The sequence below is a fragment of the Microcoleus sp. A2-C3 genome, from assembly GCF_036706065.1.
In the GTDB taxonomy this organism is placed as follows: domain Bacteria; phylum Cyanobacteriota; class Cyanobacteriia; order Cyanobacteriales; family Microcoleaceae; genus Microcoleus.
In genome coordinates this window covers 50,657-63,861 of sequence record NZ_JAUBVX010000001.1, presented here as the reverse complement: position 1 = coordinate 63,861, position 13,205 = coordinate 50,657, and the positions used below count along the sequence as shown (strand labels likewise).

Below are 13,205 nucleotides of genomic sequence, written 5' to 3'. Positions count from 1 at the left end.
GGCAAGATGCCCGTTCCACAAAAGTCAATTAATAAATGAATTACTTTCGCAAAAGCATCCACGAAATGTCTGGTTACGTGCCGGGGGAACAGCCACCCCTAGGCACAAAAATTATTAAACTAAATTCTAATGAAAATCCCTATCCACCTTCTCCAAAAGCCTTAAAAGTGCTTCAGGAAATAGACGGAGAAATGCTGCGGCGCTATCCAGATCCCACTGGTAAAATTTTCCGCATTGCTGCTAGTCAAGTTTTGGGAGTTCCTGACGATTGGATTGCGGTAGGTAATGGCAGCGATGATTTATTAAACTTGATTGTTCGCGCTGTGGGCGAACCCGGAAAACAAATTGTTTGTCCCTCACCTACCTATGTATTGTACCGCACTTTGGCACAAATTCAGGATGTAGAATTTGTCGAAGTTCCCTATCCCGATGACTACAAGTTACCAGTAGATTTGCTAATAGCATCTCAAGGTGCTGTGACATTTGTAGCTTCGCCAAACAGTCCATCGGGAACAGCGATATCTGTGGCAGATTTGGAGAAACTGGCTCAAGAGTTATCGGGCATTCTGGTCATCGATGAAGCTTATGTAGATTTCGCAGAAAATCATGCTTTGGACTTGACAAAGAAGTATAGTAATGTTATAGTTTTGAGGACGCTTTCAAAAGGTTATTCGCTAGCAGGATTGCGGTTAGGTTTTGCTATAGCAAATCCGATGTTGTTAGCTGAGTTAAATAAAATTAAAGACAGTTATAATGTGGATGCTGTAGCCTATGCGGTGGCGGCGGGGGCGATCGCAGATCAAGACCACAAAACAGCCAACGCCGAAAAGATTAAGGCTTCCAGAGTACAACTAGCCGTTACTTTCAAAGAATTAGGCTTTAAAGTTTGGCCATCGCAAACCAACTTTTTGTTAGTCAGGCCGCCCAACGGCGATGCAGAAAGGATTTATCAAACACTCAAAGAACGGGGAATATTGATTCGATACTTCAATCAGCCGCGATTAGAAGACAAATTGCGGATTACTGTAGGTACCGAAGAACAAAATCAAATATTAGTTAAAACTTTGAAAGAAATTTTATAGATTTAGGGATGATATCAAATCAGATCAGACGGCGGTTGAAACCGCGACTACACAAACTAAGTCAGCCTCCGCGGACTGAATGAAAGCACTGCGATCCAAAAAATCAATGTTTACCACGGGCCGCGATCCTCGATAACTATTTCAGAGACAGGTGTTCCAGGTCTTCCCTTTAGTTTTTCAAACAGTTCGCGCCATTTTTTTTCGCGTCGCGCTAATTCGGCTGGATCGATTTGACTCTGCTTATTTGGCCAACGGATTAACCCGCGTTTATCCATCAGCTTAATCGCTAATTCGCGATCGTTCTTAAGCTGTTCCGCTGAAACTTCCGGCACTATTTTGAGTAGCACAGTTTCCCCATCTTGGAAAGACACAGAACTCAAAGGGCGAAAAACCCCATTTTCGTAGACAGCAGTAATAGTTTCTGGCATAATTAGCCTCTTAATTAAATGCTTAGACTTATTGTACTTCTTTTTATAGTTTTCAGTAGCGTGCGTCAGCTAGGATTATTTTTGCGACAAACCAACAATCTCACAACTGACGCACCGGACAATAAATGGTGCGTCAAAATCATACTTTCGGCGCTGATGCAAGAATCTAAAAACTGACGCACCCTACCACTAAAGCCTTCTTATTCCTTCTTCCTTCTTCCCTCTTCCTTCTTCCTTCTTCCTTCTTCCTTATTTTAACTACTTCGTTGCTACCACAGCCAAATTCCAAGCCAAGCGCTTCATCAAAGGCAACTTCTTCAAAAACCCATCCAACCCTTCCAACCGAGAATATTCTGGTTTCAACCTTTCTTGTTCAAGAATAATCTTCTTCCAATAACGCTCATCATTCGGATGCACTTTTTCGATTAAATAAAAGCGCAAAAAAATCCACAGCGCCGTCAGCCAAAACGTATCATAAGTCGTCTCAGAAAACAAAGACTTGACAAAATTCACAATATTAATATCCAAAGGAGTTTCATCCTCAGTCCGCACCTCAGTAGCCATCCTGCGGTAAACATTAATCACCGGATTGTGCTTCATCGGGTCCCAAAAACAAGCTTTTCCACCCGGTTTTAGCACGCGCTGCATTTCGCGAATTGCCTTTTCTGGTTCCGGTAAATGGTGCAGCAAGTTAGAAGCGTAAACAATATCAAAACAGTTATCCGGGAAATCTAGCGCCATTGCATTGACAGTGCAACCTTCTATGATAACGCCGTTTTTTTCTGCCAATTTCAGGGCTACATCTACCATGCCCTGAGAATAGTCTGCGGCTACACAATTCGCACCTTTTTTAGCAAAATAAACGCTATTTTCTCCCGCGCCGCAGCCTAAATCTAACAGGCGTTTACCTGTGATATCGCCCATTTGTTTGAGGATAAATCTATTTTCCGGGGCGGTACAAGCTTCAAAGTAATCATTGACTCGAATGCCGTCTACATCGATGGTAGATGCCCAAGCATCGTGGAATTGTCGCTCTTTTTTTAAAGTTTCTTCTTGCATTTTTTAAGGGTTTGTTATTAATGACATAATTAATTTTAAACCGCAGATGAACGCCGATTAACGCAGATTAATTGATATTTATCTGCTTTCCTCTGGGTTCGTCTGCGGTTTGTTTTAAGCAAGATGGCTGATAATCAATTTATCAGCGCTGTGCTTCTGCAACAACTTCATTTCTGATCTGAGTTGGCTTTTCGGAGAATTTTTCAGTATTAGCTTGCAAGACTTGATACAGGCGATTTAAGGCGCTGATGTATGCTTCTGCGGAGGCTACGATGATGTCGGTATTTGCTGAGTGTCCAGAAAATACTTTGCCTTCATGACGTAAGCGGATTGTTACTTCGCCGATCGCATCTATGCCCGCTGTCACCGATTGTACAGAAAACTCGATCAACTCGTTCGGTACATTTACCACGCGGTTAATGGCCCTGTAAATGGCATCCACGGGGCCAGTGCCGATCGCAGCATCGGTCAATTCTTCCCCCGCCGGAGTCCGCACCGTGACGGTTGCTGTCGGGCGAGATTTGTCGCCACAGGAAACCTGCACCAATTCTAACCGGAAAAGTTCCGGCGCTTGGTGGACTTCGTTATTGGCGATCGCCTCCAAATCCCAATCAGTAATCTCTTTTTTCTTGTCAGCCAAATCCTTAAACTTGACAAAAGCCTTATTTAGCTCATCATCCGCCATTTCAAAACCCAACTCTTTTAAGCGAGTCTGAAAAGCGTGGCGGCCGGATAATTTGCCTAATACGATTTGATTTTCCGTTAAGCCGATCGACTCAGCGTCCATAATCTCGTATGTCAGCTTATTTTTCAGCACCCCGTCTTGGTGAATTCCCGACTCATGGGCGAAAGCATTGGCCCCAACAATCGCCTTATTTGGTTGCACCAACATCCCCGTTAAATTAGAAACTAAGCGGGAAGTTTTATAAATTTGGCGCGAATCAATATTCGTCAGAGGTTCGTCAGAATCCGCAGGCCGGCCCAAGAACGGATTAAAATATTGGCGGCGCACGTAAAGCGCCATTACCAACTCTTCCAAAGCCGCATTTCCCGCCCGTTCGCCAATACCATTAATCGTGCATTCTAACTGTCTGGCGCCATTTTTCACAGCTTCCAAAAAGTTAGCAACAGCCAATCCTAAGTCATTGTGACCGTGAACCGAAATAATTGCGCGATCGATATTCGGCACATTTTCCTTAATTCCCCGAATCAAAGCCCCAAACTCACTCGGAGTAGTGTAGCCCACAGTATCGGGAATATTAACAGTAGTTGCACCGGCTGCGATCGCCCGTTCCAGAACTTGATACAAAAACTCCGGTTCCGAACGACAAGCATCTTCCGGCGAAAACTCCACATCATCCACAAAAGACTTAGCGTAGGCCACCATTTCCGGCACAATTTCCAGAATCTCAGCCCGCGTCTTTTTCAGCTTATACTCCAAGTGAATATCAGACGTAGCCAGAAACGTATGAATACGCGAATTTACGGCTGGTTTCAGAGCTTCGGCTGCTGTTTTAATATCCGGCTTTCTCGCCCTTGCCAAACCGCAAATTCTCGGCCCATTTTCCGTACCAACCGATCGGGCTATTTTTTGGACAGCCTCAAAATCTCCCGTGCTGGTGAAAGGAAAACCAGCTTCAATCACATCCACGCCCAATCTTGCTAACTGGCGAGCAATAGTCAGCTTTTCATCCACATTCAGAGATGCACCCGGAGATTGTTCTCCGTCCCGCAAAGTCGTATCGAAAATAATAATCCGGTCTTGACTTGGTTGAGTTTTCATAGCTCTAAAAAAGTGTTCTCCTGATTTTTACTTGTCCGCTGTTCTGGGCAATTAGTACCAGTCACCAGTCTTGTGTTTCGCGCCCATAACGAATAATTAATAATTAACAACCCATAACGCCTGACTGCTGACTGCTGACTGCTGACTGCTGACTAATAACTAATAACTAATGACTAATGAAATCGTACTGCTTCCCTATCAACTGTCAACTGTCAACTGTCAACCGTCAACTGTCAACTGACTAATAATCCATCTTTTCGATATGTTCCCGAATTTCATTTAGGTCGATATACCTATCAGTAGCATTTCGCAATTCTCTAGCAATCATGCCTTCGGTGGATACCACAGTAATATGAGTATTTTTCGATCGCAGTAGCTCTATAGCCCGCTCAAAATCCCCATCTCCGCTAAACAGCACAACTTGGTCGTACTGATCCACCGTATTAAACATATCAACCACAATCTCGATGTCTAAATTAGCCTTTTGAGAATATCGGCCCGAAGCATCATCGTAATATTCCTTAAGAATCTTAGTGCGAACCGTGTAACCAAGACTAATCAAAGCATCTCGAAATCCCCTTTGATCTTGCGGGTCTTTCAAACCCGTATACCAGAAAGCATTAATCAAGATGACATTCGGCTGCGAAGTTTTGAAATATTCGAGCACCCTGCGTGGATCAAAAAACCAACCGTTCTTTTGTTGAGCGTAGAACATATTGTTCCCGTCCACAAAAATAGAAAGGCGGTTCATTAAGTTTGTCATAGAACTTAGACCTAATAATTGTAGAAAGAAATTAATCTAAATATCACATTTTAGCAATATGGAGCTAACTGAGGCAATAGATTAAACTTCAGAAAACTCTATCCCCTCAGTATTTCATATTTTCGGCTCTACCGCCAGAGGGTTCTTTGAAGGCTGCTTGGATTCCATCGACAGGCCCCGATCAAACCCGACGCCCAGTAACTCCAGGGCGACTGCGGTGTCAAGGTTAATAGGGCTTCCAACTACCGACGTACCGCCCAGCAGGCTGGGATACAGCAGCCCATTGCAGTCGATGAATGCTCCCCTGATCTGATAGCAGAGGGTCTAGGATCAAGCCTTTTTGCTTTCCAGGGCCCAGCGAGCTAACTCTGTCCGGTTGTGCAAACCTGTTTTGCCCAACATATTACTAACGTGGCTCTCTATCGTCCGCTGGCTGACATTCATCACCTCTGCGATCTGGCGGTTTGCCATACCCTGGGCTAGCAACTGTACCACCTTTAACTCCGTGGGAGTCAATTCGACATTGCGGCGCGCCTTAATTTTCGGGCCGCTCTCAATACCTGGATTTGAGTGGCGAATCAAGCGGGATGCTGCTTTCAGAGAAGATTCTACTTGGGCTACCAGTTCTTCCGGTTCAAAAGGCTTGACTATATAAACGTCAGCCCCTGTGCTCAAGCCTTTTACTCGATCGGAACTTTGACCTTTGGCGGACAAGAAAAGAACTGGAATCCAGCTCGTCCGCGGGTCTTCTCTGATGTGTTTGACTAAAGTGTACCCGTCCATTTCCGGCATCATCACATCACAGATGATCAAATCGGGGACTTCTTGTTCGAGTTTTTCTAGAGCGTGTCTGCCGTTTTCTGCTGTAAAGACGTTGTAACCCCGAAATTCTAAGTAATCTTTGACTAGCAAGATCAAGTTTGGGTCGTCGTCAACCAGCATCAGCCGTTTTTGGTCTCCTGAATTATTGTCCTTCATGCTTTTTCCCGCTAAAGTATCCCGCACAATTCCTTGTTTTCACTCCGGTTTTTGCCGTCAGTCCCCTGTCACCCCGGCTGGGGGTGGAGGACGGCGGTGGGGTGAAGGGATGGTGGCGAGGGGAAAGCGGGGCGGGTATTACCGCTTCCCAACCAATGTTCGATGCCCGTTTGTGAATGTCTTGCGACTGGGAACGGAGCCAAAACCTGTAATGGACGATCGCCCGTCGTCACGATCGGCCTTGATTGATGGAAGACTCCTGCTAGAGAGTCCAAGTTAAATATTTAATCTCGATCGGTTCAATTACAAGTTGATGCCCCGGTTTTAAATGATACTTCTGATATAGAGAAATTTAAGCAGGCTCCCTACTTACGTATTTAACTATTTATAGTGTAGTTTGGCAAACTGCCTGATGTCCGCTACTGAGAAACTTTTGGGTAAACTTTCGCCAGAGGGCGATCGAACTACTTCGATGTACCTCCTAAAAAAAACCAAAGCGAGAAGCAGGACTACCAGACAAAGACAGGAAACTACAGTTGTTCGATCGCGACTCAGGTGCGATCGAACAACGCGCTCACGCTCTCTACTTTACCGCGTTAAAGCTAACACCTTACTTATCATGCTGTGCTTTTTCACAGCGCTATCGTTAAATATTTGCTTTCGCCTCAGCAGGCTCCGGCAAAGGATGAGTTAAAAAAGCGTATTCTTCAACCACCTTTGAGTTTAGGAGATGTTCCTGAATAATTCTCTCGATGACGGGGGGCGTAACATCGCGGTACCACACTCCGTCTGGATACACTACCATAATCGGGCCAGACGAGCACACTCGCAGGCAGTTGGCTTTAGTCCGAAAAATGCAGCTCGGCCGATCGGGATTTGGCTTGTCCAACCCCAATTCTTGCAAGCGTTTTTTTAAGTAATTCCAAGCCACCAGACTGCTTTCTCGATCGCAACACTTGGGTACGGTTTGGTCGGCGCAGATAAAAATATGTCGATCAATTCGATCGATTCCCAGGCTTTTGACACAAGCCCTCAAGCCTTGGCTGCAAGATTCATCCTGATTTTTTGTCATTATATTCATTTGTCAACACTAATTTTTCGGCGATCGAAAGTCATCACCACTCTCCCACTCTCCCACTCTCCCGCTCTCCCTGTCCCCATTTCAGCCCCTTCCACTCATTCTCGGTTCGGGAACCCGTACAGACAGATAAGTTGCGATCGCCCCTAACTAAAGCTAAATTAGCACTCAGGAGTCGAGAGTGCTAATATGTCAGTAGTAAGCAGTCGGCTGTTGCTTTCAGAGCGACTCCGAACGGCTAACTGACTAGGAACTGTAATCTGGAGATTTATTTATGGCAGCAGTATCACTGAGTGTTTCTACCGTTAAACCTTTAGGCGAGCGCGTGTTCGTGAAAGTAAGCGCTAGCGAAGAAAAAACCGCCGGCGGCATCCTTCTGCCCGACACAGCAAAGGAAAAGCCCCAAGTAGGCGAAGTCGCGGCCGTGGGCCCCGGCAAGCGCAATGACGACGGCAAGCGCGTGGAAATGGAAGTCAAAGTTGGCGACAAAGTTCTCTACTCGAAGTACGCAGGCACCGACATCAAACTCGGCACCGACGAATACGTCTTGCTAGCCGAAAAAGATATTCTGGCGATCGTTAACTAATTAATCATTAGTCATCAATCATTAGTCATCAGTCATTAGTTTAAAGCGAACGCCGCCAAACAACTAATGACACAGGACAAATGACTAACATCCACCCCCCAATCCCAAATCTCAAACCCTATCATCCCCAAAAACTATGGCTAAGCGCATCATCTATAACGAAAATGCACGTCGCGCCCTCGAACGCGGTATGGACATTCTCGCCGAAGCAGTAGCAGTAACCCTCGGCCCCAAAGGCCGTAACGTGGTTCTCGAAAAGAAATTTGGCGCTCCTCAAATCGTCAATGACGGTGTTACCATCGCCAAAGAAATCGAACTAGAAGACCATGTAGAAAATACAGGCGTTGCCTTGATCCGTCAAGCAGCCTCCAAAACCAACGACGCAGCAGGCGACGGTACCACAACAGCTACTGTTCTAGCTCACGCAATGGTCAAAGAAGGCCTGCGGAACGTAGCAGCCGGCGCAAATGCGATCGCCCTCAAACGCGGTGTTGACAAAGCAACCGGCTTCTTGGTAGAAAAAATTGCCGAACACGCCAAACAAGTAGTAGATTCCAAATCCATCGCTCAAGTAGGCTCAATCTCTGCTGGTAACGACGATGAAGTCGGCCAAATGATTGCCAACGCAATGGACAAAGTGGGCAAGGAAGGCGTAATTTCCCTGGAAGAAGGGAAGTCTATGACCACCGAACTCGAAATCACCGAAGGGATGCGCTTCGACAAAGGCTACATTTCTCCCTACTTCGTCACCGACACCGAACGGATGGAAGCAGTTCTAGAAGAACCCTTCATCTTGCTGACCGACAAAAAAATCGGTATGGTACAGGATTTAGTACCCGTGCTCGAACAAGTAGCTCGTTCCGGCCGCCCGCTGCTGATCATTGCAGAAGACATTGAGAAAGAAGCTTTAGCTACTCTCGTTGTCAACAAGCTGCGCGGTGTGTTGAACGTGACTGCTGTGAAAGCACCTGGTTTTGGCGATCGACGCAAAGCCATGTTAGAAGATATCGCCGTATTGACCGGCGGTCAACTGATCACCGAAGATGCCGGTTTGAAACTGGAAAATACCAAGCTCGAAATGATCGGCAAAGCTCGCCGCGTCACCATCACCAAAGACAGCACCACAATTGTTGCCGAAGGTAACGAAGTCGCAGTGAAGTCGCGTTGCGAACAAATTCGTCGTCAAATGGACGAAACCGAATCTTCCTACGACAAAGAAAAGCTGCAAGAACGTTTGGCCAAATTGGCTGGCGGCGTTGCAGTCATCAAAGTCGGCGCAGCTACCGAAACCGAAATGAAGGATCGCAAACTGCGTCTTGAAGATGCGATCAACGCCACCAAAGCTGCTGTCGAAGAAGGCATCGTCCCCGGCGGCGGTACAACTTTGGCTCACCTAACTCCTCAATTGGAAGAGTGGGCGAACGCCAATCTGAAGGGCGAAGAATTGACCGGTGCTTTGATTGTGGCACGGGCTCTGGCTGCTCCTCTGAAGCGCATTGCTGAAAACGCTGGTTTGAATGGCGCTGTGATTGCTGAGCGCGTCAAAGAAAAGCCATTCAACGTTGGTTTCAACGCAGCGACAAATGAGTTTGTCGATATGTTTGAAGCTGGTATCGTTGACCCTGCGAAGGTGACTCGTTCTGCTCTGCAAAATGCTGCATCTATTGCTGGCATGGTGCTGACAACCGAGTGCATCGTTGTTGACAAGCCCGAACCCAAGGAAGGCGCTGCTTCTGGCGGCGGCGGCATGGGCGGCGGCGACTTCGATTATTAAGTCGATCGTTTGATGGGGCGGGCTTTAGGTAGGGCCCGCCCTGTTATTTTGGTAACGGTTCTTAGCATAGGCATAACTTTAACAGCGAAATTAACTAAACGCACAATCTATAAAGCCCCCGTCCCTCGTACTCAGAACCGCCAGGTTATACCCAAAAACCGGTACTCCTGCGTTTCAGTCAATTACTTCGCGAGGAATGTTAAAATGAACTTGCCAACTGCTGAACAAGGCATCAGATGTGTCATACTATGTCAATCCTTGACCAATACATTCACCCCTGTTTTCATTGTCCGCCTAGACGAGCGAACAGGTCATCTATTTATCTTGGCAGGAGATAATATAGAGATAGAAATCTATCGCAATGGTTTGTGGAGGTTTTTGTGAGCGAGCCTGAATTTAATAGGATGACTAAAATAGAGCTAAGAGCTTATATCATTGCTCACCCCAATGATAGAACAGCGTTTCATGCCTTTGTTGACCGTTTTACCTCTGAAGCCTCAACCAAGACGTTTGACCTCCCGAAATCAAGTGCTGAGGTTGAGGAAGTTGATATCTTGGTTAGACAAAAATTAGAGCAACTGAAGACGAGTTAGCTCTGAAAAAGCGATCGCCCCTTGCCTGAAATGGTGAGGGATTTTTTTTCTGCGATACAATCAAGACAGCACTTAAAAATCGTGATTGAAACATGGTAACAAGCTTAAATGTATTGCAATCCCAACCATCTAGCCAATTGAAAGTGACACTCCTGTTAGAAACTCTCTCATCAGGACAGGTTTCTGCTTCTGTTTTCGAGTTTCCGCACTGTCGAGTTGAAGCAGCAACTCGGGAAGAAGCCATTACCCAACTTCAAACCACATTGTTAGAAAGACTTAAGCATATTGAAGCTATTTCCTGGGAAGTACCGATTCAGGCTTCAGAACCCGCCTGGATGAAATTTGCGGGTGTGTTTAAAGACGATCCAGATTTTCAGGAAATTATGGACGAGATTCGTGCCGAACGTACATCTGACGATGACTCTGAAATCGATCCCTCATACTACCTGTAGAGGTGATTTATAGGACAGTAAGCTAACATGAATCTATCATTTAAAGATTTAAGGTTTATTATAGAAGCCATTGAACATCAAATCAATGCCTATCAAGAACGTTGACAAGTCATTGAAGATACAGAGGAGGATGAGGCGGCCGGTCTAGGCAACGATATTAAGTTTTTAGAGCTTCTACACAGAGACACAACAAATACTTGAGAGCAGAATAGTTCAGTCAAAAAATTAAGTTATGATGAGAGTCTTGCGCTACGTGCGAATGATACATCTTCCGAAAATTCAAAAGACGTATCTTTTCAAACATTAGTTAAATTATCGCTAAAATTGTCAGTTAGCGACCGATTGTTCTTGGTAGGTGTGATTACCGCATCTGTGCGTCAGGAACTGACAATGAGTCAATAATCGCCGAATGATGAAGAGGTCAGGCTAATGTCAGCCACCATCACAATTAGCTCCAGCGAAATTCGGCAGATATTTCAGCCACGCACGTCCAACGCTTCACGATTGTGGCTCAAAAAGCAAACACTTTAGCTGTAATAATTGAAAGAGGAAGAATTAGAATAGGAAACAGGCGAAGGTCGAGTTTCTGAATATCCTTGAATCAATTTAGTCTGTAAAATTGGTGATATTCAAAATAATACCAGTTTCCCCAAAAAATGCAACTATATGCAAGTTGCCAACCACGATCGCCATCAGTCATTCCCAATTCTCAAATTTCCAATCTACAATGGTATAATTGCTCACGCTTAATTTACATACTGAGTTGATGAGAGCGAAATCTGCTTGCGTAAAAACAGCCGGCGCGGCTGGCCGAACAGCCAATAAGTCCAATGCCAATCCACCTGTTGCAAGCGATAGCCGGCTTGATAGTACAATTGTCGCGCCGCGTGATTATTTTCCAAAACGTGGAGGTAAATCTCCGAAAATCCCCATTCTCTGGCTGTATCCTCGCAGTTGTTGAGCAATTGTTGAGCAACTCCCTGCCGCCGATACTCTGGGTGAACTGCTAAATTTGACAAGTAAGGATAGTCTGAATTCGGGATTTGCCAAGGGAATCGAGAACGCAGAGCCATTTCTATTGTTCCTGCTATAGACTGAGTTTGGTGCGATCGATAATTCTGCATTCCTGACTCCCGCGAGACTAGCTCAGCAACGAGACAAATGTAGTGTTCTGCCTTAGAACGCAGTCGATTTTTTAAATCTTCGTAAATGCCCAAACGCAACACCGGATACACCCATTCTACAAACCCCTCGCGGGAGTGAAAACTCATTGCCAAAATATCGGCTAGCTGTGTCAAGTCGTTCGACGCAGCCACCCGGATCGAAAACCCAGAAAGTCCGGGAGTTTGTTGTTGGTGAGAAGGTGAGGAAAAAAAGGAAGGATTCACAATTCCAGGTCACTATATTAATTTTTATACGCGGGTTCCGATCTGCCCATCTGAGAAATTTCACTTCTGGTGATAACCTGCATCACAGGGGATTTAAGCCCCCACCTTTAGGTGGATTGTTTTTAGGCAGGGGATTTAAGCCCCTGCCTAAAAACTTCGCACTCATCTGTCAACTGTCAACTGTCAACTGTTAAGTAATATCACTTTCCAAAAAAGAATGTAACTTTAGACGAACTCCCAACCATGATATTCATCAGTCATTTCAAATCTCAAATCTCAAATCTCAAATTTAAAATGGTATAACTTATAGGCATAGTTTATGAACTCGATTAAATCACATTTTTTTGTGCTTGACTTTAACTATTATCTGATGTAAATTGGAAATATTCAGCATTTTAAACTAAATTTATTGCCAATCAAAACCTATCCCCTAATACTAGATTTGTGGGTAGCGGGAAACTTATTAAAAACAATCAAAAAGGTTTTAACGTCTGATTCCCGGAAGCCTACCGCTCTCTGCTTGCGGAAATACCCGATCGAATATAATTTATCCGTCCAGTGGTAATTGACCAACTCAACTATCTGCCAGACTAATACCGGGCATGATCGCAGGTGGGATGTTGGCCACCAGCCCCAGAGCCAGACAACCCAGCTTTCAGCAGTGCTAGGCAATCCCGTCCCCTCGCGAACTGGCCTTACCTGTTGCGCCGGGGGGCTAGGTCTTGTGCTGCGATACTGTGCTGCGCGCGATCGAGACCTTCAAAACTTCGATCGAGTTGATCGATCGGTTTCCACAGAGTACATCCCTAGCTAAGATTAACAGATGGATGCTCAAGAGTGCGGTGTTTCGCCGCAGTAATTGGCTTCTCGAAGGTCTGCACGAGGCCCAAAAAGTGCCAGTCTTACTAAAATGGTACAGCAATTGCGTCACTCGCACTTCCCCGCCTGTGTTGTCTGTGGGCCACCCCCGAATATCAGTCTGGGGCACAGGCGCGGGAGAGGAAAGCCATATCATCAGGGGAAATGTTAAAGTTGCTGTCATCTAGGCAGAAAAAACACAGGGGAAGATGTTGTTTCTCTCTTGTATCGTGCTACAGACAGTTTTCACACACCAAATACAACAGGCAAAGGAGCGAAAATAGCACATAAAATTGGTAAATCAACTCACAATCAGGACGGTTATTTCTATGTATTATGAGATGTCCAGACGGCAGTTAAAAGTGCCAGATTCGTGTTTCCAC

The 13,205-nt window shown here is 45.5% G+C and carries 16 protein-coding genes; 8 read left to right on the top strand and 8 right to left on the bottom strand.

Going from position 1 to position 13,205, the window contains the following annotated elements; all coding sequences use genetic code 11:
* Nucleotides 1-35: 35 nt before the first annotated feature.
* Nucleotides 36-1,082 carry a histidinol-phosphate transaminase gene (gene hisC, locus QUB66_RS00190; RefSeq protein WP_332965711.1) on the top strand — a complete coding sequence of 349 codons (1,047 nt, stop codon included), beginning with the start codon at nt 36-38 and terminating at the stop codon, nt 1,080-1,082.
* A 110-nt stretch (nt 1,083-1,192) separates the two neighbouring features.
* On the opposite strand, the gene QUB66_RS00185 is transcribed toward hisC, so the two are convergent.
* The 6 genes from QUB66_RS00185 to QUB66_RS00160 all read right to left on the bottom strand — a co-directional run bounded on the left by QUB66_RS00185 (nt 1,193) and on the right by QUB66_RS00160 (nt 6,093).
* Nucleotides 1,193-1,510, bottom strand: a complete 318-nt coding sequence (locus tag QUB66_RS00185; RefSeq protein WP_332965709.1) for an antitoxin family protein — start codon at nt 1,508-1,510, stop codon at nt 1,193-1,195.
* A gap of 166 nt (nt 1,511-1,676) precedes the next feature.
* The gene (locus QUB66_RS00180; RefSeq protein WP_332965708.1) at nt 1,677-1,799 is read right to left on the bottom strand and encodes a hypothetical protein; all 123 of its coding nucleotides are present in this window, start codon (nt 1,797-1,799) and stop codon (nt 1,677-1,679) included.
* Nucleotides 1,769-2,569 (bottom strand): class I SAM-dependent methyltransferase, encoded by an 801-nt coding sequence (locus tag QUB66_RS00175; RefSeq protein WP_332965706.1) that lies wholly within the window; start codon nt 2,567-2,569, stop codon nt 1,769-1,771. The genes QUB66_RS00180 and QUB66_RS00175 overlap by 31 nt, the downstream gene beginning before the upstream one ends.
* Nucleotides 2,570-2,711: 142 nt before the next feature.
* On the bottom strand, nt 2,712-4,352 hold the full coding sequence (locus tag QUB66_RS00170) for a 2-isopropylmalate synthase (protein ID WP_332965705.1): 1,641 nt from the start codon (nt 4,350-4,352) through the stop codon (nt 2,712-2,714).
* A gap of 241 nt (nt 4,353-4,593) precedes the next feature.
* The gene (locus QUB66_RS00165) at nt 4,594-5,115 is read right to left on the bottom strand and encodes a LabA-like NYN domain-containing protein (RefSeq protein WP_006633075.1); all 522 of its coding nucleotides are present in this window, start codon (nt 5,113-5,115) and stop codon (nt 4,594-4,596) included.
* A 330-nt stretch (nt 5,116-5,445) separates the two neighbouring features.
* On the bottom strand, nt 5,446-6,093 hold the full coding sequence (locus tag QUB66_RS00160) for a response regulator transcription factor (RefSeq protein WP_265235782.1): 648 nt from the start codon (nt 6,091-6,093) through the stop codon (nt 5,446-5,448).
* Here QUB66_RS00160 and QUB66_RS00155 point away from each other — a divergent pair.
* Nucleotides 6,092-6,373, top strand: a complete 282-nt coding sequence (locus QUB66_RS00155) for a hypothetical protein (RefSeq protein ID WP_332965704.1) — start codon at nt 6,092-6,094, stop codon at nt 6,371-6,373. The two genes, QUB66_RS00160 and QUB66_RS00155, sit on opposite strands and share 2 nt — an antisense overlap.
* Before the next feature lie 366 nt (nt 6,374-6,739).
* On the opposite strand, the gene QUB66_RS00150 is transcribed toward QUB66_RS00155, so the two are convergent.
* On the bottom strand, nt 6,740-7,165 hold the full coding sequence (locus QUB66_RS00150) for a (2Fe-2S) ferredoxin domain-containing protein (RefSeq protein WP_265235780.1): 426 nt from the start codon (nt 7,163-7,165) through the stop codon (nt 6,740-6,742).
* Nucleotides 7,166-7,445: 280 nt separating this feature from the next.
* On the opposite strand from QUB66_RS00150, the gene groES reads away from it, so the two are divergent.
* The 5 genes from groES (at nt 7,446) to QUB66_RS00130 (ending at nt 10,576) form a co-directional block, all read left to right on the top strand.
* Nucleotides 7,446-7,757: a co-chaperone GroES gene (gene groES, locus QUB66_RS00145; protein ID WP_194008182.1), complete on the top strand. Its 312-nt coding sequence runs from the start codon at nt 7,446-7,448 to the stop codon at nt 7,755-7,757.
* 136 nt (nt 7,758-7,893) lie between these two features.
* Nucleotides 7,894-9,531, top strand: coding sequence for a chaperonin GroEL (gene groL, locus QUB66_RS00140; protein WP_332965700.1), 1,638 nt, complete (start codon nt 7,894-7,896; stop codon nt 9,529-9,531).
* A 12-nt stretch (nt 9,532-9,543) separates the two neighbouring features.
* Nucleotides 9,544-9,915, top strand: a complete 372-nt coding sequence (locus QUB66_RS29710; RefSeq protein ID WP_442923466.1) for a DUF6888 family protein — start codon at nt 9,544-9,546, stop codon at nt 9,913-9,915.
* Entirely contained in the window at nt 9,912-10,124 is a 213-nt protein-coding gene (locus QUB66_RS00135) for a DUF6887 family protein (RefSeq protein ID WP_332965698.1), read from the top strand. Before QUB66_RS29710 ends, QUB66_RS00135 begins: the two co-directional genes overlap by 4 nt.
* A 92-nt stretch (nt 10,125-10,216) precedes the next feature.
* Nucleotides 10,217-10,576, top strand: a complete 360-nt coding sequence (locus tag QUB66_RS00130) for a hypothetical protein (protein WP_265235777.1) — start codon at nt 10,217-10,219, stop codon at nt 10,574-10,576.
* A 746-nt stretch (nt 10,577-11,322) separates the two neighbouring features.
* Here QUB66_RS00130 and QUB66_RS00125 read toward each other — a convergent pair.
* Nucleotides 11,323-11,964 (bottom strand): GNAT family N-acetyltransferase, encoded by a 642-nt coding sequence (locus QUB66_RS00125; RefSeq protein WP_265235776.1) that lies wholly within the window; start codon nt 11,962-11,964, stop codon nt 11,323-11,325.
* A 722-nt stretch (nt 11,965-12,686) separates the two neighbouring features.
* Between QUB66_RS00125 and QUB66_RS00120 the strand changes: the two genes are divergently transcribed.
* Nucleotides 12,687-13,010, top strand: a complete 324-nt coding sequence (locus QUB66_RS00120) for a hypothetical protein (protein WP_332965695.1) — start codon at nt 12,687-12,689, stop codon at nt 13,008-13,010.
* Nucleotides 13,011-13,205 lie beyond the last annotated feature (195 nt).